This window comes from Viridibacillus sp. d25.2 (assembly GCF_055456015.2).
Map to the genome: position 1 here is coordinate 4,155,203 of NZ_CM196652.1, position 26,733 is coordinate 4,181,935.

The 26,733-nt window shown below is 35.3% G+C and carries 25 protein-coding genes and 1 riboswitch; of the genes, 7 read left to right on the forward strand and 18 right to left on the reverse strand.

Translation table 11 applies throughout. The features are described from left to right. Positions 1 to 22: 22 nt before the first annotated feature. Both ACZLO7_RS20370 and ACZLO7_RS20375 read right to left on the reverse strand, forming a co-directional pair. Positions 23 to 1,681: a helix-turn-helix domain-containing protein gene (locus ACZLO7_RS20370; RefSeq protein ID WP_464937951.1), complete on the reverse strand. Its 1,659-nt coding sequence runs from the start codon at positions 1,679 to 1,681 to the stop codon at positions 23 to 25. Between the two features lie 206 nt (positions 1,682 to 1,887). After that, positions 1,888 to 2,037 carry a hypothetical protein gene (locus tag ACZLO7_RS20375; protein WP_464937950.1) on the reverse strand — a complete coding sequence of 50 codons (150 nt, stop codon included), beginning with the start codon at positions 2,035 to 2,037 and terminating at the stop codon, positions 1,888 to 1,890. A gap of 115 nt (positions 2,038 to 2,152) precedes the next feature. Continuing rightward, a riboswitch (PreQ1 riboswitch) is annotated at positions 2,153 to 2,197 on the forward strand. Between the two features lie 7 nt (positions 2,198 to 2,204). On the opposite strand from ACZLO7_RS20375, the gene ACZLO7_RS20380 reads away from it, so the two are divergent. Continuing rightward, entirely contained in the window at positions 2,205 to 2,693 is a 489-nt protein-coding gene (locus ACZLO7_RS20380) for a QueT transporter family protein (RefSeq protein WP_464937949.1), read from the forward strand. A gap of 86 nt (positions 2,694 to 2,779) precedes the next feature. Here ACZLO7_RS20380 and ACZLO7_RS20385 read toward each other — a convergent pair whose 3' ends face one another. The 6 genes from ACZLO7_RS20385 to ACZLO7_RS20410 form a co-directional block, all read right to left on the reverse strand. Continuing rightward, a complete protein-coding gene (locus ACZLO7_RS20385; RefSeq protein WP_464937948.1) occupies positions 2,780 to 4,387 on the reverse strand; it encodes a long-chain fatty acid--CoA ligase in 1,608 nt (535 codons plus the stop codon). A 53-nt stretch (positions 4,388 to 4,440) separates the two neighbouring features. Next, on the reverse strand, positions 4,441 to 5,589 hold the full coding sequence (locus ACZLO7_RS20390; protein WP_464937947.1) for an acyl-CoA dehydrogenase family protein: 1,149 nt from the start codon (positions 5,587 to 5,589) through the stop codon (positions 4,441 to 4,443). Positions 5,590 to 5,611: 22 nt separating this feature from the next. Beyond that, complete coding sequence (locus tag ACZLO7_RS20395) at positions 5,612 to 6,382, reverse strand: 3-hydroxyacyl-CoA dehydrogenase (protein WP_464937946.1); 771 nt, start codon at positions 6,380 to 6,382, stop codon at positions 5,612 to 5,614. A gap of 24 nt (positions 6,383 to 6,406) precedes the next feature. Further along, the gene (locus ACZLO7_RS20400; protein WP_464937945.1) at positions 6,407 to 7,561 is read right to left on the reverse strand and encodes a thiolase family protein; all 1,155 of its coding nucleotides are present in this window, start codon (positions 7,559 to 7,561) and stop codon (positions 6,407 to 6,409) included. Positions 7,562 to 7,572: 11 nt separating this feature from the next. Continuing rightward, positions 7,573 to 9,084, reverse strand: a complete 1,512-nt coding sequence (locus tag ACZLO7_RS20405; RefSeq protein ID WP_464937944.1) for a class I adenylate-forming enzyme family protein — start codon at positions 9,082 to 9,084, stop codon at positions 7,573 to 7,575. Positions 9,085 to 9,338: 254 nt separating this feature from the next. Beyond that, positions 9,339 to 10,286, reverse strand: a complete 948-nt coding sequence (locus ACZLO7_RS20410; RefSeq protein WP_464937943.1) for an L-threonine 3-dehydrogenase — start codon at positions 10,284 to 10,286, stop codon at positions 9,339 to 9,341. A 245-nt stretch (positions 10,287 to 10,531) separates the two neighbouring features. On the opposite strand from ACZLO7_RS20410, the gene ACZLO7_RS20415 reads away from it, so the two are divergent. Next, a complete protein-coding gene (locus ACZLO7_RS20415) occupies positions 10,532 to 11,173 on the forward strand; it encodes a hypothetical protein (protein ID WP_464937942.1) in 642 nt (213 codons plus the stop codon). Positions 11,174 to 11,402: 229 nt separating this feature from the next. Here the strand turns inward: ACZLO7_RS20415 and ACZLO7_RS20420 are convergent, their stop codons facing one another. Then, positions 11,403 to 11,879 (reverse strand): RDD family protein, encoded by a 477-nt coding sequence (locus tag ACZLO7_RS20420; protein WP_464937941.1) that lies wholly within the window; start codon positions 11,877 to 11,879, stop codon positions 11,403 to 11,405. Positions 11,880 to 13,226: 1,347 nt separating this feature from the next. Between ACZLO7_RS20420 and ACZLO7_RS20425 the strand changes: the two genes are divergently transcribed. Genes ACZLO7_RS20425 through ACZLO7_RS20440 form a run of 4 tightly spaced genes read left to right on the forward strand, consistent with a single transcriptional unit; the run spans position 13,227 to position 15,389 of the window. After that, positions 13,227 to 13,532 carry a YfzA family protein gene (locus ACZLO7_RS20425; RefSeq protein WP_464937940.1) on the forward strand — a complete coding sequence of 102 codons (306 nt, stop codon included), beginning with the start codon at positions 13,227 to 13,229 and terminating at the stop codon, positions 13,530 to 13,532. 15 nt (positions 13,533 to 13,547) lie between these two features. Then, entirely contained in the window at positions 13,548 to 13,919 is a 372-nt protein-coding gene (locus ACZLO7_RS20430) for a GntR family transcriptional regulator (protein WP_464937939.1), read from the forward strand. Between the two features lie 5 nt (positions 13,920 to 13,924). Next, positions 13,925 to 14,791: an ABC transporter ATP-binding protein gene (locus ACZLO7_RS20435; RefSeq protein ID WP_464937938.1), complete on the forward strand. Its 867-nt coding sequence runs from the start codon at positions 13,925 to 13,927 to the stop codon at positions 14,789 to 14,791. Continuing rightward, positions 14,784 to 15,389 carry an ABC-2 transporter permease gene (locus ACZLO7_RS20440; RefSeq protein WP_464937937.1) on the forward strand — a complete coding sequence of 202 codons (606 nt, stop codon included), beginning with the start codon at positions 14,784 to 14,786 and terminating at the stop codon, positions 15,387 to 15,389. The genes ACZLO7_RS20435 and ACZLO7_RS20440 overlap by 8 nt, the downstream gene beginning before the upstream one ends. Before the next feature lie 303 nt (positions 15,390 to 15,692). Here ACZLO7_RS20440 and ACZLO7_RS20445 read toward each other — a convergent pair whose 3' ends face one another. The 7 genes from ACZLO7_RS20445 to ACZLO7_RS20475 form a co-directional block, all read right to left on the reverse strand. After that, positions 15,693 to 16,655: a DUF3885 domain-containing protein gene (locus ACZLO7_RS20445; RefSeq protein WP_464937936.1), complete on the reverse strand. Its 963-nt coding sequence runs from the start codon at positions 16,653 to 16,655 to the stop codon at positions 15,693 to 15,695. Between the two features lie 47 nt (positions 16,656 to 16,702). After that, positions 16,703 to 17,071, reverse strand: a complete 369-nt coding sequence (locus ACZLO7_RS20450) for a DUF2750 domain-containing protein (protein ID WP_464937935.1) — start codon at positions 17,069 to 17,071, stop codon at positions 16,703 to 16,705. A gap of 164 nt (positions 17,072 to 17,235) precedes the next feature. Further along, positions 17,236 to 17,982 carry a phosphotransferase family protein gene (locus tag ACZLO7_RS20455; protein ID WP_464937934.1) on the reverse strand — a complete coding sequence of 249 codons (747 nt, stop codon included), beginning with the start codon at positions 17,980 to 17,982 and terminating at the stop codon, positions 17,236 to 17,238. Positions 17,983 to 18,222: 240 nt separating this feature from the next. Then, positions 18,223 to 18,699 (reverse strand): hypothetical protein, encoded by a 477-nt coding sequence (locus ACZLO7_RS20460; RefSeq protein WP_464937933.1) that lies wholly within the window; start codon positions 18,697 to 18,699, stop codon positions 18,223 to 18,225. Positions 18,700 to 18,974: 275 nt separating this feature from the next. Next, positions 18,975 to 19,859, reverse strand: coding sequence for a M23 family metallopeptidase (locus ACZLO7_RS20465; protein ID WP_464937932.1), 885 nt, complete (start codon positions 19,857 to 19,859; stop codon positions 18,975 to 18,977). Between the two features lie 470 nt (positions 19,860 to 20,329). Continuing rightward, positions 20,330 to 21,706: an Ig-like domain-containing protein gene (locus ACZLO7_RS20470; protein ID WP_038189242.1), complete on the reverse strand. Its 1,377-nt coding sequence runs from the start codon at positions 21,704 to 21,706 to the stop codon at positions 20,330 to 20,332. Positions 21,707 to 22,350: 644 nt separating this feature from the next. Beyond that, positions 22,351 to 22,854, reverse strand: a complete 504-nt coding sequence (locus ACZLO7_RS20475) for a DUF2716 domain-containing protein (protein ID WP_464937931.1) — start codon at positions 22,852 to 22,854, stop codon at positions 22,351 to 22,353. 383 nt (positions 22,855 to 23,237) lie between these two features. Between ACZLO7_RS20475 and ACZLO7_RS20480 the strand changes: the two genes are divergently transcribed. Continuing rightward, positions 23,238 to 24,473, forward strand: coding sequence for an IS110 family RNA-guided transposase (locus ACZLO7_RS20480; RefSeq protein ID WP_464938066.1), 1,236 nt, complete (start codon positions 23,238 to 23,240; stop codon positions 24,471 to 24,473). A 389-nt stretch (positions 24,474 to 24,862) separates the two neighbouring features. On the opposite strand, the gene ACZLO7_RS20485 is transcribed toward ACZLO7_RS20480, so the two are convergent. Next, positions 24,863 to 25,738, reverse strand: a complete 876-nt coding sequence (locus ACZLO7_RS20485; RefSeq protein WP_464937930.1) for a phosphotransferase family protein — start codon at positions 25,736 to 25,738, stop codon at positions 24,863 to 24,865. A gap of 445 nt (positions 25,739 to 26,183) precedes the next feature. After that, a complete protein-coding gene (locus tag ACZLO7_RS20490; protein WP_464937929.1) occupies positions 26,184 to 26,723 on the reverse strand; it encodes a cysteine hydrolase family protein in 540 nt (179 codons plus the stop codon). Between the last annotated feature and the right edge of the window lie 10 nt (positions 26,724 to 26,733).

Sequence of the window (26,733 nt, forward strand, 5' to 3'; positions counted from 1 at the left end):
CATTCTCATTTAGGATATCAGTTTATTCATTTATAGTCGATGTCAATAAGTCAGTATTTTCATATGTTAGATAGTCAGTCTCTGATGTCTCTTTTAACAAATGTCTAACTTGAATTTCTAATTGTTTTTCCAACGCATATGCTTCGCAAAATCTAAATTCTTCTTGCTTCAAAAAATAAATCTGCTGTTTTTGAACTGCCGGGATTGATTTCCAAACGGGGTGATTTTCTATTGTTTTTTTCAAACTTTGCAAATATCCACTTTTTTCACACGCAACGATAAACATATGATCTGCTGCATATTCTGGTAAGCGATCCTCTGGAATCACTAAATGATTTTGAGCGTCCAACACTTCTTTCTGAACTCGCTCTGGTGCTGTTATTTCAAGCATGTCGTACAAATTATAAGCTGCTCTCGCTGTTCGATCCCATATTCTAATGTGTTGATCATCCCAAAATTCATATAATGCTACTGTTTCATTTCGTTTTTTTACATGTTCAATCCTTCGTTTAGATTGTTCCACCTTTTCTTTAAATGCTGCTATCCAATCTTCCGCCTGTTGTTCTCTCCCAAGAAGCTCCCCAAAAAAACGTAGCTCCTTTAGTAAATCTCTATTTCCCCAATTAACCATCAAAACAGGAGCAATTTTCTCCATCTGCCTTATCCTTTCCGGGTTAACATAATAGTAATAAGTTGGGACAATAATTAAATCTGCAGCTAGTTCATCTAGAGGGACTTTTCCTACATCAACAACACCACTTAAATCGGTTTGTAGAAGTTGAGAATCATTTAAGACTTCGTCTGTAGATGCTATTGGTTTAATACCTAACGCGAGCATATCCCCTAAAAATTGTAGTGCTATAATTCTCTCTGGCTTACGTTTCAAACGAAAATCACTTGGTGACATGCCTACCAGACTTTTAAACTTTTTACTTAATGAACTTCCATCGGCATACCCGACTTTATATGCAATATCGTTTAATGGAGCATTGCTAGTAAGTAAATATTCCTTTGCTTTATTTACCCTTACGTATGCTAGATAATCAGAGAAATTCCAACCCATTTGCTTTTTAAAAAAGGAAGAAAAGTAACGCGGATTATATCCAATCATTTCGGCCATAAAAGAGCGTGTGATTTTTTCATGATAATGCTCGTCAATATAAGCGCAAGTAGAACTAAATACTGTATTAGTGTGCCTCGTATCTGCCAAAAGGTAGAGCTCTAATAATTCTTTTAATAAATAATGTATTTGGTCATTTTCTTCCATTGACGAAAAACACTCCGTTAATTCTTTCATTATTATAAAAGCTCTATGGGGTAGTTTTTCTGTTAGAAATCCATTTTGAGGTAGATTATTATATTGAAGATGGTACTTTAATTCATTGTCTAAAATACTAATCAATTCATATTGCTCTATTGCAATTTGATAATATTGGAAAATATTATCAGGAAGCCTGTTTCGCATACGTAGGAGAGATCCTGGATGTATACAAATAAGATTCCCCTCCCCTATTGAAGACGCTACTTCATCCAAGTACGCCTCAGCCTCCCCTTTAACAACAAAGATTAGGGTGGGAGATTTAATACCATTAAACCCCAACATATCTGTATGATTTATTTCTGTTATTTTTATATCTTTTAAAACATTGATTAATTTTATATGCCCTGCGTTTTTCGCCAATGAAATTTCCCCCTATAATTCACGATTAAAGCATATTTATTGAGATTCTTTTATGCTTAATCAACAAAAGTGATAATGATTATCATTTTCATTATAATATATAATAGAATGATGAAACATAAAAGGAAAATACATCCACATGGGATTTTTACATTATTAATTATTGGAGAGATAGTATCTTCGTTAAATAAATCATCGATTGTCACTTATGCCTTTTCCCCTTCGTCGCTATTAAACCAACCTTTCTCCCGAACGCCTATACGATTTGGTGTGTTGAATTGAGTAATAGTAAAATCTCGCATTGTTTTTACATAGTGATCAATATTTTCGGGAAACGTTTCATCAATTGTTATCATAATTTCACTCTTGCTCTGTCTAAAACCATTTCAAACAATCGACTCTATATACTATTAATAGTTTTTTTACATGTACAAATCAAATTGACTATGATAAGCTATGATGCATGCTTTTTATTACGTGGTTCGAAACCATCCCACGAAAAAAAACTAGGGGGAAATGAATAATGAAAGTAAAATCTTTGGCTACTAGCGGAATTATCGCAGCGCTTTATATTGCTGTGTCTATGCTAATTGCCCCACTAGCATTCGGTGCTATACAGTTTCGTATTGCTGAGATGTTCAATCATCTCGTTGTCTTCAATAAAAAATACTTTGTCGGCATAGTACTTGGTGTATTTATTACGAATCTATTTTCACCACTAGCTATGTATGACTTACTCTTTGGTTTTGGCCAATCGATCTTAGCCTTAGGTATTACGATTTTTGCGAAACGTTTCATTAACGGACATATGAAGCAAATGATTTTTGGAACAGTCATATTTACATTTACAATGTTCTTAATCGCAATCGAATTGTATCTCGTTTACGACCTACCTTTCTTATATACTTGGTTAACGGTTGCTTTTGGTGAATTAGTAGTAATGGGTATTGGTATTCCAATTATGCTAGCACTGAACAATCGTATTAACTTTAAGAAACTAATTGAAGATTAATATTATTACCACCTCCCCGCAATTTTGCGGAGAGATGATTTTTTGTAAAAAAGAGACAATCTCAAGTTGAGATTGTCTCTTTTTATTTAAAGCTGGTAATTCTTCACTTCATCACGTAATTTTGCCTTTAAGAATTTACCGACTGACGTTTTTGGAATTTCTGTTAAGAAAACCACATGATCTGGTACCCACCATTTTGCAAATTGCCCTTCCAAATAAGAAAGAAGTTCTTCCTTTGTAACATCACTATCTTCTTTTAAGACAACACATGCTAATGGGCGTTCTTGCCATTTTTCATCTGGAACCGCGATAACTGCGGCTTCATACACTGCTTCATGTGTCATAAGAGCATTTTCTAAATCTACAGATGAGATCCATTCCCCACCGCTCTTAATCAAGTCTTTTGTACGATCTGTAATTTTGATATAACCTTCTGGTGTCATGACGGCAATATCACCTGTATATAACCAGCCGTTTTTGAAGGCCTCTTCTGTACGATCATCCTTATAGTATTCATCAGCAACCCATGGTCCACGAACAGTTAGCTCACCCATTGTTTTGCCATCCCATGGAACTTCTCCTTTTTCGTTGACGACACGTGTTTCGATGAGTGATGTCGTTAAGCCTTGTGTGGCACGAATATTAATTTTATCGTCCATTGACCAATTTTCCATTTCCGTTGTGTATGTGGATAGACTGACAAGTGGTGTCGTTTCGGTCATACCGTAACCGACGATAAATGGCACTTTGTATTTTTCCTCGAAGGCGCAAATTAAACCTTTTGGTGAGGCAGATCCACCACAGACGATGACGCGTAATGACGATAAATCGCGCGGATTATGCTCTTGTTCATTTAATACGCCAAGCCAAATCGTCGGGACACCTGCCGTTAATGTTACTTTTTCTTGCTCGATTAAATCGAGTAGTAGCTGCGGAGTGAACATTGGGCCAGGTAATACTTGTGTTGTACCAAAATTCACTGCTGCAAATGGCATACCCCATGCATTTACATGGAACATTGGTACGACTGGCATGGCTATATCACTCTCACGAATACCAAGCGAGTCTGCGAGACCAAGCGCTAAGCTTTGTAGCACCAGACTACGATGTGTGTAAACGACTCCTTTTGGGAAGCCAGTTGTGGCACTCGTGTAGCACATGCCTGCAGGTAAATTCTCATCCAAATCATCAGGGAATTCATAAGAACCGGATGCCTCTTCAAGCAGTTTTTCGTAAGAGTGTACGTTTACTAAATTTGTTTCAGGTAAGTCTGTTCCGTCTTGCATAACAACGAAGTGCTTAACTGTTTTTAATAATGGTGCAGCTTGTGCAATCAACGGGAAAATATCGCTATCTACTAGTAATATTTCATCCTCTGCATGATTGATAATATACACAATATGCTCTGGTGACAGGCGGATATTAATCATATGGAGAATGGCTCCAGCACATGGCACGCCGAAATACGCCTCTAAATGACGGTGATGATTCCACGCTAATGAGCCAACCTTTGTTCCCTTTGTCATCCCCAGTTTTGTTAATGCTTCAGACAATTTTCTTGTACGTTGCCCAAACTCTTTATAAGTAATACGATGAATCATCGTTTCACTCGTTCTAGAAATGATTAATTTTTTCGGAAAATATCTCTCTGCACGTTTTACAAAATCAGTTAGTACTAATGGTGTTTGCATCATAATAGTCCTACTCCCCTTTGATTAAGTAATATGATTTTATTTAAAAGCAATGCTTATAAACCGATATTTTTTGCAATAATCATTTTCATGACTTCGTTTGTTCCTGCGTAAATAGATGCTACTGGGATGTCTCGGAAGCGTCTAGCAATCTTATATTCTTCCATATAACCGTAACCACCGTGTAGTTGCATGCATTGTACTGAAATATCTCTGGCACTTTCGGTTATCCAGTATTTTGCCATCGATACTTTGGTTACGACGTCTTTACCAGCTAAATGATCTTCTATTAAGGATTCAAGAAATGCTTTACCGAGTTCAATTTTCGTCGCCATTTCAGCGATTTTAAACTGTGTATTTTGGAAAGAGCTGATGGCTTTACCAAATGCTTGTCTTGATTTAATATAGTCTATTGTCATTTCCAGCATATCTTCAGCTGCAATTTGAGCAGAGATGGCTACTACAAGGCGCTCTTGCTGTAATTTTTCCATTAAATATTGAAAACCTTTGCCTTCAGTACCTAATAAATTTTCTATCGGAACTTTACAATCTTCAAAGTAGAGCTCAGCTGTATCTTGAGAATGCATGCCGACCTTGTCCAACTTTCGCCCTTTCGTAAACCCTGGTGTCCCTTCTTCTATGACTAATAGACTCACACCTTGATGCTTACGCTCTGCATGTGGGTTTGTTTTAACAGCAACAACGACTAAATTACTATTTATACCATTTGTGATAAAGGTTTTTTGACCATTTACAATATAATGGTCCCCTTCTCGAATCGCCGTTGTTTTTATATTCGCTAAATCTGATCCCGTTCCAGGTTCGGTCATAGCAATTGCAGTAATGACATCGCCTGTCACGCATTTTGGTAGCCATTTTTTCTTCTGCTCTGCTGTGCCGTATGCCTCTATATAAGGAACAACGATATCATTATGTAGTCCAACGCCTGATAGACCTGCACCAACTCGTTCCAACTCCTCTCCGATAATTAAACCGAAACTGAAATCCAAATCGAGTCCACCGAACTGTTCCTCGACTTGAGGACATAAAAAGCCCATGTCACCGAGCTTTTTCCAAAAGGAAGTAGGAATAAGCTTATCTCGTTCCCAGGTTTCATAATGTGGCACTGCTTCATCTTCCAAAAACTTGCGTAAGGACTTGCGAAATAGTTCGTGCTCTGTAGTTTCAAAACGATATCTCCTCATAGCTTGTCCCCCTTAATATTGGCTATCTCGGCTGTAATCGAACGGCTCCATCTAGTCGAATTACTTCACCATTTAACATTGTATTTTGAATAATACTTTTAACTAACTGAGCATATTCCGACGGCTTTCCTAAACGCTGAGGGAATGGTGTTAAATCAGCGAGTGCCTTCTGTGCATTTTCTGGTAATCCTGCAAATAATGGCGTTTCTACTAATCCTGGTGCAATCGTCATCACACGCACGCCAATTGAAGCTAACTCACGTGCAATGGGCAAGGTCATACCCACAATGCCACCTTTCGATGCACTATAAGCTGCTTGACCAATTTGCCCCTCATATGCTGCAACTGAAGCAGTATTAATAATGACTCCTCGTTGACCATCTAAATCTGCCTCGTTATGCTGCATAGCGTCTGCTGCTAAGCGAATCATGTTAAATGTACCAACTAAATTCACCTGTAGTACTTGTTCAAATTGCTTTAAAGAATGCGGACCTTTTTTCGATAATACCTTGCCCGGTGTTGCAATACCTGCACAATTTATCACTACATGAATGCTGCCAAATTTCTCAAGTGCAATTGCTAAATTCCCCTCTACCTCTGTAGCATTGGAGACATTTGTTTTTAAAAACAGAGCAGTATCTGCTCCAAGTTCTTTTGCTAGCGCGTGTCCTTTTTCTTCATTCATGTCGAAAATAATGGCTTTACCACCAGCTGCAGTTATATGACGTACTGTTGCTTCTCCCATTCCAGAAGCGCCACCTGTTACGATTGCAGTTATATGTTTTAGCTCCATTTTCATCTCCCTTTCTGAAATAAACTATGATTGATAACGCTCAATAATTGTAGCGTTTGCCATACCCATTCCTTCACAAATAGCGAGCAAACCATATCTGCTGCCTGTGCGCTCTAAGTGGTGCAGCATCGATACAAGTAATTTCGTACCCGTTGCACCTAATGGATGGCCAAGTGCAATAGCACCTCCATTTGGGTTTAACTTTTCAGGGTCTCCGCCCATATCTTGAAGCCACGCAAGAGGCACTGGCGCAAAGGCTTCGTTTACTTCATAGACTGATAAATCATCCATTGTTAAATCTGCCTTTTGTAATACTTTATGCGTCGCAGCAATTGGCCCCGTCAACATCAATGTTGGATCTGAGCCAACAACCGAACGGGCGATTACCCGTGCTAGTGGTTTAACACCCAGTTCATCTGCTTTTGCTTTAGACATCAACAGCACCGCTGAAGCACCGTCGCTCATTTGACTTGCGTTACCAGCTGTAATGACACCATTTTCATCAAAAATAGTTTTCAGTCCTGCTAAAATTTCTCCTGTTGTATCTGCTCTTGGACCTTCATCTTCTTGAAATATATAACTATCACCTTGATTATCTTGTACTTCAATCGGTACAATTTCCTTTTCGAAGTAACCATTATGAATAGCTTTTAATGCCTTATGGTGACTAGCAACTGAATAAGCGTCGAGCTCTTCACGGGATATTCCCCACTCTTTAGCAATCCGTTCTGCTGATAATCCTTGACTGATCAATTCATATTGCTCCGTTAGCCTTACACTTGCTTTAGCCTCTCGCATATTAGAAAACATTGGTTCACGCGTCATGCTTTCCACGCCCCCTGCAATGACGATATCCATATCACCGGATAATATTGCTTGCGAGGCAAAGTGTACAGCTTGCTGACTTGAACCACATTGACGGTCAATTGTTACTCCTGGTACTTCGATTGGAAATCCTGCGATTAATGCAGCTGTTCTCGCGATATTGCCTCCTTGCTCACCCGATTGCGTGACACAACCTAAAATTACATCCTCCACTGCCGCTTTTTCTACTCCAGCTCTTTGCATTACTTCTTCAAGGACAACTGCTGCTAGTTCATCCGGTCTTGTATTACTAAGCGCACCTTTTCTGCGTCCAACAGCTGTACGTACTGCTGCAACTATTACTACCTCATTCATAGCTCTCACTCCTATTTCATTTCTTCACGTAATTGATATTTCAATATTTTCCCTGAAGCATTACGTGGTAATACTTTTGTATACAAAAACCTCTTGGGAATCTTATAAGCTGCTAATCTCTCACTACAGAAACTTTTAATATCTTCTTCGTTTAGAGTTCGATCATCTTTTGATACGATAATACCTACAACGATTTCCCCCCATTTTTCATCTGGTATGCCAATTGTTGCAGCTTCTAAAATTTCAGGATGGCTATTTAAAACTTGCTCGACCTCAACGGAATAGACATTTTCGCCACCTGATATAATCATGTCCTTTTTACGATCCACTACGGTGATAAATCCATCATCATCAATCACCGCCATGTCCCCCGTTAATAACCATCCATCTGAAAATGTACGTTGTGTTTCCTCAGGTTTACGATAATATTCTTTCATAATCGTTTCGCCCTTCATCACAAACTCTCCTACCTCACCTGTTTTAACATCCTCCATATTATCTGTAACAACACGGACGTTCGTTAAGTACATAGCCTTACCACCTGCGCCAAGCTTTGTTTTATGAGCTTCAGGTGTTAAGAAGATTCCCCCTGGCCCTGCTTCTGTAAGTCCACATAAATTATAAAATTGATCTGTTCCAAATAACGCAATTGCACGCTCTACAAGTGCTGGTGCCATTGGCGCCGCTCCATATCCACAAACACGTACGGATGAGAGATCATAATGATTTTCTTGTACATGTACCATGGCGTTGTACATAGTCGGTACGCCGAAAAACACTGAAATCTTATGCTCTTCAATCTCCTCTAATGTCTTTACTGGATTAAAATCTCGATGAATAACATTCGACGCACCGAGGTAAATAGCGGTTGTTAAAAATCCATTTAACTGTGCAGAATGGAAAAGTGGTGCTAAATGTAAAAACACATCGTCTGATGACATCTTCTTCATCACTAAAAAATTCATGTTCACATTCATGATTCTCTGATGATCAAATAAGGCCCCCTTTGGTCTACCAGTCGTCCCAGATGTATATAAAATTTCGGCATTATCCGTATTTAGTACAACCACATCCGGTTCAGCACAATTGGCACTAAAAACTTGATCCCATGATAAATGCCCTTGAAGTTTTGCTTCATTTTGAACAATAATTTGCTCCAAGCCATTATGTCCTTTATTGGCCTTGGCTGTGATTTCTTCTAAATTGGCATCACAGAACAACATTTTGCATTCAGATTGTTCCAAAATATAAGCCACCTCAGGCGTTACTAAATGAAAATTTATAGGAACAACTACTCCACCAGCTTTCCAAATAGCATAGAGAGCAATTGCGAAGTGATCTGAGTTTTTCATAAATAGACCCACTTTTTCATCATGTTTTAAACCTAGTGCAATAAGGCCATTTGCTAATTTATTTACTTCTTCATTAAATTGTTGGTATGAATAAGATCTTCCTTCACAGGTTACACACATTTTATGTGGATGACGGTTTGCATTTAACACTAAAGGCGTAGTTAAATTCATAGATTATCCCCTTTCAAAATATGAATTATCTAACTTTTCTAACAACTTAACTTTACACAATTATACATGTAAGCGCTATTATAAAACTATTAAAAAGGAACATTTTCGAGAGGAAATATTAATTAAAAGAGAATAATTCCAAATCTAGCATCCCATTACAATATGCAGTTCCGCCTATTAAAATACTTGTCTTCACCAATAAAAAAAGCCGTACCTTCAATTAAGAAGATACAGCTCTATTAAATGTCTAACTATTAAGCAGTTTTAGTTTCTTTCTCTTGTAACTTTTTTAACATATCTGCTGTCATCGCATCTAAGTCGTATTTTGCTTTAAAACCCCATTCTTCTTGTGCAGCGCTTGCATCAATAGAATTTGGCCAACTATCTGCAATGGCTTGACGGATTGGATCGACTTCATAAGCCATTTTAAAATTAGGTATATGCTTGCGGATTGAAGCAGCAATTTCCTCAGGCTCAAAACTCATAGCTGTTACATTGAATGCATTGCGATGTATTAATTTCTCAGGATCTGCTTCCATTAAATCTACAATTGCTTGCAACGCATCTGGCATATACATCATATCCATGTATGAGCCCTGTGCGATATATGAAGTATACTTTCCTTCAGAAATCGCTTTATAGTATATATCAACCGCATAATCTGTTGTACCGCCACCAGGAGGAGTTACATAAGAGATTAATCCCGGGAAACGTACGCCGCGAGTATCTACACCAAAACGTTGGAAATAGTAATCACATAATAATTCACCTGCTACTTTGTTTACACCATACATCGTTGTAGGGCGTTGTAAAGTATCTTGTGGTGTATTGTTTTTGGGCGTAGAAGGTCCAAATGCACCGATTGAACTTGGTGTGAAAAATTGTAGATTTTGTTCACGTGCGACTTCTAACGCATTGACCAGTCCCCCCATATTCAAGTTCCAAGCAAATAACGGTTTAGCTTCTGCAGTTGCCGATAATAACGCAGCCATATGCATTAAAGTGTCTGCCCCAAAATCCTTCGCTATGTCATTCATGCGCTCCGCATCCATAACATCTAGCATTTCAAATGGTCCCGTTTGTGTAGCTGGTTTGCGAATATCTGTTGCTAAAACATTTTCTGTCCCATATGCTTCACGCAGTTTAGATACTAACTCTGACCCAATTTGACCGCACGCACCGGTTATCATAATTTTCTTCATCTAAAAATCCTCCTCACCCAATAAACAATTGTATTTTCAGGAAATACATTCTTCTAGAAATTACAAATGTACTCCTAGAGAATACAAATAAATGTAAAAATACGTTGATTTATCAATGTTTTAATTGATTTCATTATACAATGTATGTTTCTAAAACACAATAATCGTTTTTGCACACAGGACAGTTAGTTTCACGATACATTTATTAGTTTTTTATTTTATAATGAATTAAAGGAGTGTCATCAATGCATTTATTTAATCTAACTATGATCTATTTAACCGCAATCATCATCTGTACATTCCTCCTTATAATGAATGTACCTATAGTCATTGTTTTCACCTTACTATTTATGTATGTTTTCGCTCTTACAATGTTCCCTAACTACAACGCTTCGCTGTGGTCCAACAACATTAGCAAAATTGATCGTTTTGTAACAAAGCACAAAACAAAACCTATATTCGCTTACCTATACGCAGTTGCACACGAAACCGTAACAGAACAAAAATTAAGCTTACAAAAAATACTTAGCAGTTATAAACAACAGGACACTCAACACAACTACCGCTCTTTACTAGCCATTCTCGAGAAAGATTTTGAAACTGCTTTAACAGAAGCGAAGCAGCTCCAAAAAGAACCTATTCGCAGTTATACTATCGCACACATCGAAACGTTACTCGGCAACTTCGATACAGCAAAAGCACTCATACCCAACCTAAAAAAAGAATGGATGCCACATTCCATCGAAGGACTAATCGCCTATGAACAGCAAGATTTCCGGACATTTGAAAAAGAAGCACACGCAGCCATCGCAAAAGCTAGAGGGCTACAAAAACATTTATTATTTTATTCTTTTAAAGAAATGAAGGTAAGTTTCGAAGCAAAGTAAAAAACCACCCGGGGGAGGGTGGTTTTTTAGGGATGGAATTTTTACATTCCAATGGGGAGTTGGTATAGTATTGAGCTTTTTGGGTGAGTTTTATACATATTGTTTAAATTTATTTCTTTTAGTTGAAATTACCTCGTTAATTACTTTAAACCCCACTTTCTTCGAATGATTTTTAAGATTTTTTCATTTAGTTCTTTATATAACTACCAAAGAATTTTATAAAATCAACCTATCCATCACTACTTTTCACTAACTGGTAGTAACTCATCTGCTTCCCAACATCAATTACATAAGTATTTGCAATCAAATCATGCAGGGCTCGTTTTTGCGGGTGGAACGCGGCTATTACGTAACCAAGACCAAGCAAAAGACTACTGAAGATTCGAGCAATATTCCGAATGATACTGCGGAAAATAGAGATTGTATCGCCGTTTGTATCAACAATTTCTAAACCGAGCACTTTTTTCCCGACAGTACCTCTCCATGGTGTTGCTGGTAGACCAACGAAATATAAGATACCAACTATAATGAGGAGCAAGCTATATAACGGGTGAGTCGATAGATATAACTCATCTCCAAATACCATTTCAGATATAACTCCTTTTGGAACTTTTAAAACGACTCCAATTAGCGCTGTTACCACCATAACGACAGCTGTATCGATTATTGTCGCTAAGAAACGGATCCAAAACCCTCCATAATTCACTCCCACTTCCCCCTTATCTTCATTCATCTATGTCATTGTTATTAACATACTTGAGCAATATTTTAGTCTAGCACTCTTTGTTATCTGCACAAAAACCTATTATCATCCTATGTTTTCAGGGAATTTATATGAGTAAACATAAAATCATCAACTGGCATTGAAGCTAATGATTTTCCGAAGCTTACCGTTCACTTTCCGCAGGCGAGCGGACACTTCTCCAAAACAATAAAATGCTACCTTCTTCTTTTCTACAACTCATTCATTTCTAATAATTGAAGTAAGAATAATCTTGAGGTGTTGGAAATTGGTGACGAGAAACGAAAATCATGAACCTGACCAATTAGAGGTAGTTGGAATGAGCTCAATCCAACTATCTTTTTATCTTCAACCTAGGCACCTACACTAGTGTATAGATGCTTTTACTGCATTAATTTTTCACATTCATTATTACAGTAATTCTTTTTATGTGAATTGCTTCATATTGTGGATTTAGTGCATAAGTTGTGCATAACTAGACCTATTTTTATTCATTTTATAGACGTTAGCCATTTATCCACATACCCACAAACCTTCACTACCCCATTACTTTATACAATCATTATTCAAATAGTGTATATCAATAAAATGGGTATTGAATAAATATACACAACATTACTTTTTGTGACTTCCCAGCAATTTCGAGTGTGCGACAGTAGTACCTACTTTTGTATATGAGACCGCACATAAAAGAGGAGTCGGGCCATAGCGAGAGCGCAGCTGATCCATTATGGCTCCAAGCATGATGATAAAGCTGATTACCCATAATACCAGAACGCGTCTCGAGTACTTTTAAATCTACTTTCGATAAATCACCTACCAGAAAAATTCCCATGCGTTGACTTTCCTTGTTCAGTTCCTGGATACTACTCCACTTCACCGCAGTAGTACCACCTTCTACTCTTTGATAATCATTAAGAAACATTATGCTATTTTTTCCAAAATCAACTTTCGTAAGGCAGATCGAACAAAAAATAAACAAACAAGGAGCCTGATAGGAACTCCATTTTTCTTTTTCAACTTATGAAAACACCAAAAATCACACACTTAAACAAAAGAGGCACCTCTTTTTGATTAATCTTTTTCTAGAGGTTTCTTTTGTTAAATTTAGATAGACTTTGTTTTTATATTCATTTTAATTTTCTTTCTTTTTCAAAAAAAGAAGGTTGCATACCCTTACACGTGTGTATATAATGTGAATATAGAATATATACATTATATACGGATGCGGGTAATTATATGTAAATCGTTCTTAAATGACAATTAATGAAGAAGTAACAACCAACACTCTAAGAGAGGAGAAGTGTTCAAATGATAGGCATAAAAAAAACGCATAATATTAATCTAGCAAAACGCTGGGTGATCATCTTTGGTATATTTTTTATTGTTCAATTGATCTTTATAGCCATTGATGGCACTTTCCTGGAGCCAAACGTGAACGATAGTGATAACTTATTTACCAGGTTAGTAAGATGGATTTTGGGCTTGAAGCTCTTTACTAAATGGATTGCCCCTTATTCCTTTCCATTTTTTAATATGTTCATGACAATTCACGTTATTGCTATACTGATTCAAGCAGTTCACGACATTATTTCAAGTATGTTTTCAAAAAGATAAAGAAGAGGGATTAGCATGCAAATTATTATTTCCAACAGTTCAAAGGAGCCGATTTATGAGCAAATTACGAGTCAAGTTAAGTCGTCTATTTTAGCAGGTGAATTACAGGAGGGGTCAGCAATACCTTCTATGCGTAACCTCGCAAAGGATTTACAAATTAGTGTTATAACGACGAAACGTGCCTATGAGGAATTGGAGAAGGCGGGCTTTATCTATTCCATTGTCGGGAAAGGTTCTTTTGTCGCAGAGCAAAATTTAGAGGTTATAAGAGAGAAGAAGCTAAAGGTCATTGAGGAGCAACTGAGTGCGGTCATAACAAATAGCAGAGAAATTGGCCTTTCACTTGATGAGCTGAAGCAATTATTGAAGATTTTATATGAGGAGTGAAATGAATGGAAAATGTGGTTGAATTAAAAAATGTAACGAAGCAATTTAAAGAATTTTCCGTTAAAAATCTTAATTTACAAGTGAAGCAAGGCTTTGTAACTGGATTCATTGGAGAAAATGGAGCTGGTAAGTCGACAACGATAAAGATGATGATGAATCTATTAAAGCCGGATGCCGGAGAAGTTAAGCTTTTCGGGTTGGACTACAAGACGCATGAGAAGGCTATCAAAGAAAGAATTGGATTTGTCTACGATGGCAATATTTTTTTTGAAGGGTTGAACTTAAAAGATATAAAACGTATAGTTGCACCAGCTTACAAACAATGGGATGATACTTTATTTTATCACTATGTTGAGCAATTCAAATTACCGCTTAATAAAGCGATCAAAACTTTCTCAAAAGGGATGCAAATGAAAGCTTCATTGGCAATAGCACTATCTCATCATGCAGAGCTGATTATCATGGATGAACCAACAGCAGGCTTAGACCCCATTTTTAGACGAGAGCTATTGGATCTTTTACAGGAATTAATGATTGAAGCTAATCGTACCATATTCTTCTCTACGCATATTACTACAGATTTAGATCGTATCGCAGATCATATAGCTTTTATGCATAATGGGGAATTAGTATTTAATCAGTCCATTCACGATGTAGCTGAAAACTATGCGCTCGTTAAAGGAGGAATGGATCTTTTGGATAGAGACACGGAAAAGGACTTTGTTCATATTCACCGTTCATCAACGGGATTTGAAGCATTAACGGATAATATTAAAGAAGTAAAAAATACATTCGGAGACACAGTTGTCATTGAACGTCCCTCTCTGGAAGATATCATGTATTACTTGAAAGGCGGTATACACCATGTTTAATTTAATCAGACGTGATGTCATACTACAGAAAAGGCACCTATTATTTTTTATTCCTTGTATCTTATTCTTTATCATTATGGACAAACATCCAGCTTTGACTTTTCTCATTGCCAGTATTTTTATTCCCTTTAATACTTATGCTTACGATGAAAAAGTAGAAACAAACATATTATTAAATTCCTTACCTTATACACGTACGGAAATTATCGCATCACGCTATCTTGGTGCTATTGTTTATATGGTTTTAGCAATTGGGGTGACAAGTCTAGCATTATTTGCTTTAAATAAACCGTTTACAATGATTGATATTGCGATTGGTAGTAGCTTATTCTTATTATTTGCCGCGTTAACCTTTCCATTGTTTTATATATTAAAACCAGGCTATATTTCAATGGTTGTATTAATTAGCTTTCTCCTTTTAGCAACTATAGGGCCGGCTATTGTATTGTTTTTAGCTGAACATTTAACAGCAATAACTGATTTTATTGTTAACTTACCCATCCCGGTTTTATACACAGGAGGGACACTTGTTATTATGTTAGTCTATTTTATTTCTTGGGGGACTACCACTGTTATATACCAACGAAAGGAGTTTTAAGTAGTTCAATTAATTTAACCTTAAATATGGGCTTGTGAGATATGAGACTGGCGTTTTTCTGTCAGTTGATAAAACAATTATATCCTATAAGGCTTGGTCCGATTTATTGGATCAGTCTTTTTTGTTCTAACATCAATGACAACAAGGTGCATGTAGTACCCATTTATTATCCTAACTAATTTCCCCTTTATTTTATCATTATCTTATTGAACTAACCTTCATCGTTAGTTCAATAAAAAAAGGCTTCACTCCTTCTTGAAGTAAAGCACCCCGTTCGTACAATAAGGAATAAGGATTTTCTAATTAAAAAGCTTCTTTAACTGACCAACCTGTATACTCACCTTTATATTTTTTTGAATATAAAGACATAAGCTCAGTTTGATAATCAACAAGTGCCAAAGCCTCTGTTTTTGTTGCTTTAATATTAGTACACTCGCTATTTTTATTATTGATAGCGATATTAAATCCTGTTTCACCTATTTCATTGATACATTCTTCTGCATATTCATTTGGTATGGCAAGAGCATGAGTAATGTGACATGTATTGTCCTGAAATAAGTTAATTTTAGTTTCTTTTACTTTTAGTCTGTTTTCTCTAAGCCTTTTTTCTTTTTCCTCGGTAGTTTCATAATAATTAAATAAACCTTCTTCAAAGGTGGCGTCTATTTCAATACGGTTATAGTCTAAAATCCACTTTCTAAACTTACGGTATAAGGGTACAAGAGTATCTTTATTTAAGCCAAAAACATCACATCCACGGTCGTCATACATGTGAAATATTATGTCCTTTTCAGTGCTAATAAAATATACAGATTCTCCAATAGAAGGATCTCTTCCTTGTTCATAATTCCCTATACCTCCCAGTACCTCCTTATAACTAATAGACTTTAATTGTGAGTATACAAATTTCACTTTGAATTCATTTTTTATTTCTATTGTTTGACCCGTTAACTCATCATAATCCTCATCTATATCGAACAAAGTTTCCTCTTCTATATTTTGTTTACTTAATAAATCATACAGGTATTCTGGAGTGTTATTTCCAAACATAATATCCTCTGTTACATCCCAATCTTTTATATAAAGATAAATAAAATCATCCGGCTTGAACACTTCTTCAAACAATGTGGTAACTCTTGTAACAACTTGATTAATTCTTTCTTCAGTTCCATTTTTATATGGGTCACCTAGTTCGAACCTTAGATGCAAATCGCTTGTTAAGTTAGGGAAATTATTTTCTATGTACTTCACTATTTTTTCCTTCATTGGAATTCCACCCTTATATAAATTCTGTATAATCTCCAGTCTGCTTGTTATAAATTGAGAATCATTTCCTTTATTTCATCACGTGTTTGAATGATTGTATCGTTTTCGTTTGGGAAAATTGATGCGGCACCACCATCATTTTCAACATCAACAAGTAAATCGTCTAGAAAAATCGAAAGTGGTATGTTGAACGCTTCATATGACTCTTCTAAATTGGCAGCCATCATTTCAGCAAAGCTTCTGCGTGGCCAAACCGGTAGTAATAATGGATATTCATCTTCGTCTTCTATTAGTAATAAGTCGCCGTTTTCGTCGCGTAGTAACCACACCTGTTCATCCGTTGCAACCATACCATAAAAATATGCATGTCGCTTTTCAGCGGGGCGGTTTAAAATAAATCGTTTAATTAGTTTCAAATAGGTCATTCCCTTACGATGTCATTCTAAAAAATATATCAAATAAAACATATAGTTACTATAGTTATTTCATTTCCAATTATTTTTAATTTTGTAATCCTTCTTCAACTAAACTGCCACGTTAGTTTAAGTTTAAGTAAAATTACGCACACAGTGTTGTCATACTATACGAAGTAGTGATTTATAATCTCCATAAGTCGTTCTGAATTCTCCGATGAGACACTTTCAGATAATCTTGCTCCAGCAATGATAGGAGCCCATTGAAAAACTTCAGACCTTAAAAGTCCACTCTTTTCACAATAAAGTCGCAAATACATATCAGCTAATTCAGACGAAAATTGGGAATATAAAAGATAGGTCCGATATATATCCGCACGAATATCTCCGGCACTCGAATCAACCCAATCGATAACTACCACTTGGTTATCTGTCATAATCAAATTATATAAATGAAAGTCACCATGACAGAGTCTATTCTCGTATGTAAATGATTCCAATTTCTTTAACAAATAAGATTTTTGTCTTTTATCTAATTTATTCACAGTCTCTATTTGACGGTATAATTTATCATACATTGGTTCGATTGCATCTGGAATAATGCTATGAATTTCAAGTTGCATATCGACTGAAATATCCATGTAATATTCTGCTTGTTCTTTATCTTTGAGCATTAAATCTCCTAATGTTTCTCCATTAACATATTCCATTATGATTGCTTGTTCTCCGTTTATCTTGGTAACTTCTAAAATCTTAGGTACAGGAAGTCCACATGAGTAGGCATATTTTTGTTTATTTGCTTCATTTATGGATTCCGTTTCTGGCAAAAAATCATTATAAACTTTTACTATTTTGTTATCGGAAAGATAAATTTTTGCAGTATTTCCTCTTGCTATTGGATTACCTAAAATCATTGGGTTCTCTCCCTACATTGTTAATTCCTGCTTTATTAGTACTGTTATAGTCCATTATTACTTATAACATATATTGGAAAGGATTTTGCTCTATATGTACCGAATAAAGCCAATTAACTACTTTTATCATATAAGGAAAATTATTAGATGTGTATCCTCTGCAACTAAACTGGGTCGTTAGTTCGGAAAAAGTGCCGCCCCATACTTGAAATAAAGAACTTTTTAGTTAAAGATGAATTACTAATCATTTAACCCTAAAAAGATATTTGCCTCATTTTTAATCCTTGATGTTACTCCGTCTTCATTAAACTCTTTATGTATATCCCCATATTGTAATTCACCAATTATTTCTCTGACTTCATACCACTCCATCAAATCATCTGGATAATGTAAATCCGAAGCAACAATCCGATAAATCATATAAGCTAAATCAAATATCACTGAATGCTCATTTTCTTTTATTATTTCATTTGCTAAATGACCTATATAAGCTCTAGCACATATCTCAAAGGTTGGTTTCTGTATGCCCAACTCTCTTAAAGCTCTTTTAAAATAAACTTCCACTTGGAAAATATTTTCACCATTTGAAAATGAAGAAATTATATTTACAGATGGTGATGACACATCGTTTTCTAATAAGTTATAAGACCAATTTACATAGTCCTCAGTAGAAACAGTTTCCTTTTGCATTTTATAAAATAAAGCATTTGTTTTCACTTCATTAACCACCTTATAGGTTCTTTTCCTACAACTAGATTATAACAGCCTAAACAGTTGTTTTAGTTAAACAAGAAAAAAAGCCGCTTTGCAACTTAATGATTTTTCACTAAAGCACCCGTTAGTTTAAGTACAATACTTCACAATCTTTGTTGAAGTAAAATCAATCCACTATAAGAAATGGCCATAAATTGACGGTCTACAATTTTGATTATTTCATTATTGCACTTTAACAGTACTGCACATAATTTTAAACAAAAACCAACACTTGTCATTTAATTTTTGGGTATTATAATGTCACCTTTTCTTGGCATTGAACTAACATTTAAATCTCTAAAAAACAAAGGAAGTCCTTCTGCTATTATAGGGTGTATAGTCTTGGTTGGATTTTGTCTTTGATGATGAATATGCAAATGTGGCTCTGAAGTTGAACCACTATTTCCTACACGCCCTAATAAATCACCTGGCTTTACTTTATCTCCTACCTTAACTAAGAGGCTATCTTTTTTCAAATGGTTAAGCAAAAGGTAAGTACCAGTTTCTTTTATTTTTATGTATACGTAATTACCTTCCAATGAAATAAAGTCTTCTGAGCCTGGTGTAATATCATCTTCACCATCGTATGCAGCAATTACTACCCCAGAAACAGGCGAATGAATTATTTTATTCCAAATACCATAATCTTCGTTATTATCACTATTAATGTTAAATGGTTCCATTAATAAATCATATGCCCATCTCTCGGATGACCATACGGCATGAGGTAAATTGTCTTTAACATTATTACCACCCCAACCAACCACAGTCTGTTCCTCTAAAGGGAAATTTACAGTAACAGATGGTTGGGCATGTTCAACTGTATTTGGATAAGCAAAAGGAATAATATTCATAGTCATTAATATAGGAAAAATCATTAGTATATGGACTATTACATTAAAAGCTAACTTTAAACTTTTGCTTTTTTTAAATAATAAAATGATAATAAGTATCAAATTAATTAACAATCCCAGTGCTCCTATTATGGGTAGAACTAGTTTGAGTAGTGTCCACGAATATGCACCAACTATACCTCCAATTAAAAATACACTAATCCATAATATTAGAAGTAATCCTATTAATAAACAATTTATGAAACCAATCTTTTGAATTACTGCTTTCAATATACGCTCTCCCTTCATTAAGAAAAAATTAGAGAAAAAAGTACGAACCTTAAACTCTTAATATTAATATAACAATCTTTTTGTAATTATTTCCATTCATCTTAAGCCCTAACATATCATACAACTTCAGACGTAGATAGAGAAAGAGTCTACTTTAAATTGATTTATATTACACTAACTCTCCTCAGAAGTTATCTTTCTTAATTTCAAGCAAGATCCAATTTCCGAGGTGTAATAGCACAGTTGTTATTCAACTAAACTGCACCGTTAGTTGAAGAAGAAGGCTCTGTTAAATTTCAATATTGATAACGTAGCTACAAACTTCTTTTCTACTCACTCATCCTCTGTTGACTCACTTCTCCTCTACTTTTCATAAACGAGTAAAAAGAGAATGAAAAAGAAGGAATACTATAAAAAGTATTCCCTCTGCATAACACATCTTTTAAGACACATATTTATTTAAATAAAAGCTATTTTACTCTGATTGTTCTACTTTTACTCTTGTTTCCGTATTTATCCTTCGCATATACCCGCACTACCGTGCCTTTCTTTTGCGCTTTGATTTTCACCGAATAATTTCCTTTACTACTAACAGATCCTCGTCCAATCTTCTTAACGCTGTTATAAACATAGATTGTCGTTCCCTTTGTACCTTTTCCTGTTACTTTTACCGATTTACTTGTTAGTTTATTTATAGTTGGAACAGAAGGAGCCGTTGCTCTATTCTTGTAAGTTGCCTTTAGTCTATAAGTAGCGCTTGTAATTCCACTCCCACCCCAGCCATAAGGATTAATCACTATATAATAAGTTCCTTTTTTGACCCGTGGAGAAAAAGTTATTTTTTTTCCCGCCCTTGCGGTGTAGGTACGAGCTACTTCAGTTCCATTGCTATCATACAGATATGCGGAAAATCCAGCCTTGGTATTATCCAAGGTAATACGTGCTTCTCCGTCCTTTTTTGTTGTGAATTTATAAACATCTCTATCAAGTGATGAAAAACTACTTGAGTTATAGTATTTATTTGAAATAATCGGCATAGATGTTTCAATCGTATCATTCGTCTCAAAAGTTTTAGCATCTCTTGTGAAGGTAGAAGCAAACGTCGCTTTTAATCTATAACTAGCGCTCGTAGTTTGACACTCCTCGCAATAATCGTTAACCACTATATAATAGGTTCCTTTTTGAATGTCTGTAAGTAAACTTATTTCTCCTCCAGCACTACTCGTATAGGCACTAGTTACTTCTTTCCTGTTGCTATCAAACAGAGTTACGTAGAAAGCTTCTGTCAAATTATCGAAGGTAATATATGCCTCCCCGTCCTTTTTTGTTGTAAATTGATAGACATCCCTATCTGTTGAAGAGATGTCGGATGTATACATTTTCCCTGATTTAATCGGCATAGATGTTTCAAGTGTATCATTCGGCTCAAAAGTTTTAGCATCTCTTTTAACAGTGGACGCCGCATATGTCGCTTTGAGTCTATAACTACCACTGGTGTCTCCATTTGCACTCCAGTGATAAGGTTGAAGTTCTACAGAATAAGTTCCTTTTTTTAGGTATTCAAGAAAACCAATATTTAATCCAGCCGTACTAGTATAGGTACTAGTTACTTCTTTCCCGTTGCTGTCATACAGATATGCGTAAAATCCACTCGTTGTATTATCTAAGATAATACGTGCCTCCCCGTCCTTATCCATTGTGAATCGATAGATATCTTTATCATTACTTGAACTTATCTTCCCTTGGACAGGGAGACCTGACGATATATTGTTTTCTTCTGCAAAAGTTACCTGACTAAAGACCACTGATAACAAAAAAACAAAAAAAACTGACTGTAAAATACGCACGATTGATAATTCCTCCTCTTTGTCTACTCTTCCAAAGTAAACCATTACATAATTATACTATTATCCCATAAAAGCATACACCTGCAAAAAATTCACTTCAACACTTCATGATTTGTTTTTACTTATTCCCATTCTTTTTAAAAATCATTTCATTTTTTCGCCCTCTAAAGGGAAATTATTAATTATTCTTATATCAAGGCAAGAAGAATGGGGAACCTCAACAAATCAGGTTCCCCTAATTATTTTAAAAAAACAACATTGAAATTTAACAGAGCCAAGAAGAAAAAAGAGTTGTCTGAACAGCTCATAGATTTTCTACTAAAGCACCTGTTAACACAATAAAAAAGAGCGATCCTTTATTTATAACTCCCAAATTTTCATTATTAAGCGAATCATTATTCTTGGTATAAACATTAAGATGTTCCAAGCCACTTCAAATAAGAGTTCCAATAGGGGTTCTTTAAAAAAGACGTTTTGCCTTTTTTTAATTTTTATATTTTTCATCGTCTAACTCCCAATAACTCAATATTTATTTAAATTATACAGTTTACTTTGTTGCAATAAATATATGGTTTGGCATAATACTCCCCCAGGTCTCAATCTTTGTTTAATTATTCTGCCCCGTTAGTTCAACAAGGTTTAAATTATCCCTGACGTAATATCTTTTGAAACATTCTTGGTTGATGTTTTTCAAAACATTTTATCAATTCTTTTCCAAAAATAGTGATAGTCTCTTCCCAAGGGTGTCCTAATAGTCCCCATTCAAAATTTTTTTGAATAAAAAAGTAATAATCACCGTTTGGAAAAATAGGTACCGTCCATTCATCAAACTCGCTTTTTGGAAACTCCAAACGAGTGTTTATCCAATAACCTGTATGCTGCCAATCTACCGCATACATATATTCATTCTTCTGTGTGAGTTCCTGAAAAACAAGCAATGATTTTTCTTCTAGATCATTATAAATCTCATCATAAGTATCAAAATCTCCGGACCAATTTAAATAGGAGGATACATCATATGTGATAAATGGATTTGGAACTTCAAAAGATGGGAAGTTTGATATGCTGGGTTCAAAATTAAGTTCATCATATATTCTATCCCATACCTCTCCATCCTCTAATACGGATAATTCAATCCAATTTTCCATTTGAATAGCCACCTTTTAAATGCTTTTATTTGGTGTTATTATATCATTTCTTATTGAACTAACCTGCCCCGTTAGTTCAACAAGAAAAAAAGAGCTGCATATGCAACTCAATGATCTTCAAGTAAAGCACCCGTTCGTATTATAAGGTCAGCCAGATATTTCTGGTTGACCATTTTTTATATCGATATATGATAGCGGTAGCCGGGGTAGAACGTAAGCACCCGTGGGGCTAATGATCCCGTCAACTAAACAGTTCGCCCCCTACTTGTAGAAACATGATTGAGGCTGGTTGGGACTCTGATCTCGTATAACAAGCGAAGCTATGATACTACATGGAGGTATAGGGGTTACCGGTTAATTGAATGCAAAGGAGGAGAAAAATGATGAATCCAGTAATTGGTTTGGATGTGGCAAAAGGTGAAAGTCAGGTTCAAGGATTCTTGGATAAAAAGCAACCGTACAAAAAGAGCTTTAAAGTAGCACATACACTTGAAGGGCTGACAACACTTTTAGAGTTTATTAGAGAAATAGAAGAAGTATCTGGAGAAAGACCACCTATTGTTTTGGAATCTACAGGCCATTATCATACACCAGTTGTCCAATATTTCGAAGACAGAAGCTATTTATTAATCATGGTAAATCCACTCATTTCGTATCGAGCAAAGAGCTCAAGTTTACGTAAAGTAAAGACTGATATCATTGACGCTCGTCATCTCTGCGAGATGTTTTATAAAGAGGACCTAGAGCCATATAAACAACGAGGAATCCAGCTCTTAAATTTACGTACCCTTACAAGACAACATGAAAATATTACTGGTATGTACGTACAAACTAAACTACAATTCCAATCCGTTTTAGATCAAGTATTTCCTGAGTACTGTGGGGTTTTTGGAGATTTATATTCAGATGTTTCCTTACTTTCATTACAAACATTTCCTACTTCAGCGGAAGTATTGGCAACTAGTGAAGAAACAATCGCAAAAAAAATAAAAGAATTATGTAAAAGCCGTTCGCAACAATGGGCAAACAATCAATCAGTAAAATTGAAAGCTGCCGCAGATCGCAACCCATTCCAGAAAACCTTATACAATAGTCTTACCTTAAGCATGGATATGTATATTAAAATGCTTCTTGAATACAAAAAACATCTATCCAATCTTGAGGAAGAGATAGATGCTTTAGCAAAAAGTATTGAAGAATATAAGATTCTACAATCCATCCCCGGAATCGGTGAGAAAATCGCGGCAACGATTATTTCTGAAATCGGGGAAATTGATCGGTTTAATCACCCTAAAAAACTAGTTGCATTTGCAGGAATTGATCCAAGTGTTTTTGAATCTGGTACATTCAAAGGTACTTTGAATCGGATTACCAAAAGAGGTTCTAGTAGACTACGACACGCCCTATATACGGCCGTTAAATGTGCCATTCGTGATTGTCGCAAAAAGAAAACGACAGATGAACTCATTCCTCGAAATAAGAGGTTACGAGAGTTTTATGATAAGAAACGTGAAGAAGGAAAGCCCTTTAAGGTAGCTGTGATAGCATGTGCAAATAAACTTTTACACTGGATTTATGCACTTTTAAAAAGCAAATCAGAGTTCCAAGACCTGGTCTAGTTAAGAAATATAAACAAAGAGCCTAAACTTTTCCAAATAAAGAGATTTGAAAGGTTATTTGGTATACACAAATTTAGTATAGCATGAACTATTTTTAGTTTTCATTAATAAATATTGACAAACTATTGGCTGGTTTCGTATTATAAGGTCAGCCAGAGAATCTGGTTGACTATTTTTTATTCAATTTATAGATTGATAGTAGCCGGGGTAGAACGGAAGCACCATTCCAAGAAACTATTTAATAACAGCATTTTCAAATAAAACAAAAACCTTCCACACTGAATGAGGAGGGTTATTTGTCTTGCGCATTTTTAGTATAACATGAAGTGTTTTTTGATTATCAATGTTTTTCTTGACATTCTATTAGCTGGTTTAGTTAAACAAGCAATCTATCTATAATCTTTAATTCCACTTTCAAAAGCCTCTCTATCGTCATGCTCAATCCCGTGCAAAGCTTCTTGTAATGCAAATGTACTTTTATAAAATTTAACTCGTTCAGATATTTCATTACCGTTAGGATATTGGTTAATACATATATCAAAAAAATCTTCACCATAGCTGGTGAGTATTCCAGCAAAGTCATACGCGGGATCACCTAAACCAGAACCACCAAAATCTATTATCCCTGAAATCATACTAGTTTCTGGATTCCATAAGATGTTAGATGCTCCGAAATCCCCGTGTATAAGTGTAATAGCTAAATTTGAGAGTGCTTCCCCTTTTAGGAACGTTTCAAAAGATTGCGATATTTCCTTTTGAGCGTCTTTTCTGATAAAAGGAAATAATTTATTTTGAATCTTATCATACAGGTTATACATCTCTTCATGTGGATTACGAGCCTTTAGATTCAAATCTCGAATTGCTTTTTCTTCTGAAATAGAATGGATTTCTACAAGAAAAGAAACAAGTTGTTTTGCCAACCCTTTAACCAATTCAACACTCTTAACACCTGTTATACTTTCCTTCCACAAAGGAACACCCTCTATTAGGTTATAACCAGTGAAGACCTTACCTGGTTCTAACTCTTCAAAAGACTGATAAATTGGATTCGGAATAGGAGTGGAGACGATACCTTTAATGTATTTCAAAATTTCCGTCTCTCTTCTTAATTGAATTATCCCATTTTCATATTTTGGAAATCTAAAAACCATAGTTTTGTTTACAATTAACACATCATTATTCTGTCCAATTTCATTAGGATAAAAGTCTTCAATGGAAAGGTCAGAATAAAACGATTGAATGGTTTCAATAAAGTTATTATTCATTTAGCAATACCCCCTTTCGGACTCTTTCTATTGAAAATGTTACAATTGACAAACATTAATCTCTATAAAAAAATGGTTTATTATAATTTCGACAGAACTTCTTTTATTCCTTTTTATAAAATCTTATTGAACTAAACTGCATCGTTAGTTCAATAAGAAAAAGGCTTCATTCCTCTTTAAAGGTGTTTTAAACACGTAACTTACTTTGTCATAATCCATCTTATCTTCATAAAAACGGTTAAGTCAGGATGATGATCAACATAGTTATTCTACAAACTATAAAATCACCTATGTAATTGGTGGTTTTTACTTTAATAGAAAGTAAACTACTTGATATTATTGAACTAAAGCACCTCATTAATGCAATAAGGAAATTAGCAGCTATTAGCTGATTTAGTGGAATATTATATATATTAGTTTACTTTAATCTTCAAGTATAAATTATTTAAACCTTGCTTGATTTATACTCTTCAACATATTCTTCTTGATTCAGTACTTCAATAGTATTAGACCAATGCAAAACTGTCCCTACGAAATCTCTTACATCCAACCCTTTCATTTCATATGTAGCTTCGTCATTAACAGTTCCTGTAGCATCTTCAATAAATGTGACTTGATACCCCCTGTCATAGGCTGCTATTGCCGTAAACTGGCAACAAAACTCAGTGTTAAATCCTGTTATAAAAAGATGGTCCACACCCAGTTTCTCTAACTTATCACTTAGTTCTGTCTGAAAAAAAGCACTTGGTGTCTTCTTTTCAATTACAATATCTGCATATCCTTTTAAAAAATGATGCAATTCTGAGCTTGGCGATTCTTTATTAAAAGGGCTTGTTTCTTCATTATCTATATTTCTTATAAATATTACAGGTTCTTCATTTTCTTTAAAGTCTCGAATAATACTTTCAATATTGTTCAGTTCTTGCTGAAAATCTTTAAATTCCACAATTGCATTTTGTACATCAATTACTAATAGTGCTTTCATATCTCCACCA

Bases quoted from the DNA above. Each gene is read 5' to 3' on its own strand.
- ACZLO7_RS20400 (WP_464937945.1), bottom strand. From the start codon at position 7,561: ATGAATGAGGTAGTAATAGTTGCAGCAGTACGTACAGCTGTTGGACGC.
- ACZLO7_RS20485 (WP_464937930.1), bottom strand. From the start codon at position 25,738: ATGAATAATAACTTTATTGAAACCATTCAATCGTTTTATTCTGACCTT.
- ACZLO7_RS20430 (WP_464937939.1), top strand. From the start codon at position 13,548: ATGCAAATTATTATTTCCAACAGTTCAAAGGAGCCGATTTATGAGCAA.
- ACZLO7_RS20425 (WP_464937940.1), top strand. From the start codon at position 13,227: ATGATAGGCATAAAAAAAACGCATAATATTAATCTAGCAAAACGCTGG.
- ACZLO7_RS20440 (WP_464937937.1), top strand. From the start codon at position 14,784: ATGTTTAATTTAATCAGACGTGATGTCATACTACAGAAAAGGCACCTA.
- ACZLO7_RS20385 (WP_464937948.1), bottom strand. From the start codon at position 4,387: ATGATGCAAACACCATTAGTACTAACTGATTTTGTAAAACGTGCAGAG.
- ACZLO7_RS20490 (WP_464937929.1), bottom strand. From the start codon at position 26,723: ATGAAAGCACTATTAGTAATTGATGTACAAAATGCAATTGTGGAATTT.
- ACZLO7_RS20455 (WP_464937934.1), bottom strand. From the start codon at position 17,982: ATGATTTTAGGTAATCCAATAGCAAGAGGAAATACTGCAAAAATTTAT.
- ACZLO7_RS20390 (WP_464937947.1), bottom strand. From the start codon at position 5,589: ATGAGGAGATATCGTTTTGAAACTACAGAGCACGAACTATTTCGCAAG.
- ACZLO7_RS20445 (WP_464937936.1), bottom strand. From the start codon at position 16,655: ATGAAGGAAAAAATAGTGAAGTACATAGAAAATAATTTCCCTAACTTA.
- ACZLO7_RS20380 (WP_464937949.1), top strand. From the start codon at position 2,205: ATGAAAGTAAAATCTTTGGCTACTAGCGGAATTATCGCAGCGCTTTAT.
- ACZLO7_RS20375 (WP_464937950.1), bottom strand. From the start codon at position 2,037: ATGATAACAATTGATGAAACGTTTCCCGAAAATATTGATCACTATGTA.
- ACZLO7_RS20395 (WP_464937946.1), bottom strand. From the start codon at position 6,382: ATGGAGCTAAAACATATAACTGCAATCGTAACAGGTGGCGCTTCTGGA.
- ACZLO7_RS20410 (WP_464937943.1), bottom strand. From the start codon at position 10,286: ATGAAGAAAATTATGATAACCGGTGCGTGCGGTCAAATTGGGTCAGAG.
- ACZLO7_RS20480 (WP_464938066.1), top strand. From the start codon at position 23,238: ATGAATCCAGTAATTGGTTTGGATGTGGCAAAAGGTGAAAGTCAGGTT.
- ACZLO7_RS20415 (WP_464937942.1), top strand. From the start codon at position 10,532: ATGCATTTATTTAATCTAACTATGATCTATTTAACCGCAATCATCATC.
- ACZLO7_RS20405 (WP_464937944.1), bottom strand. From the start codon at position 9,084: ATGAATTTAACTACGCCTTTAGTGTTAAATGCAAACCGTCATCCACAT.
- ACZLO7_RS20435 (WP_464937938.1), top strand. From the start codon at position 13,925: ATGGAAAATGTGGTTGAATTAAAAAATGTAACGAAGCAATTTAAAGAA.
- ACZLO7_RS20475 (WP_464937931.1), bottom strand. From the start codon at position 22,854: ATGGAAAATTGGATTGAATTATCCGTATTAGAGGATGGAGAGGTATGG.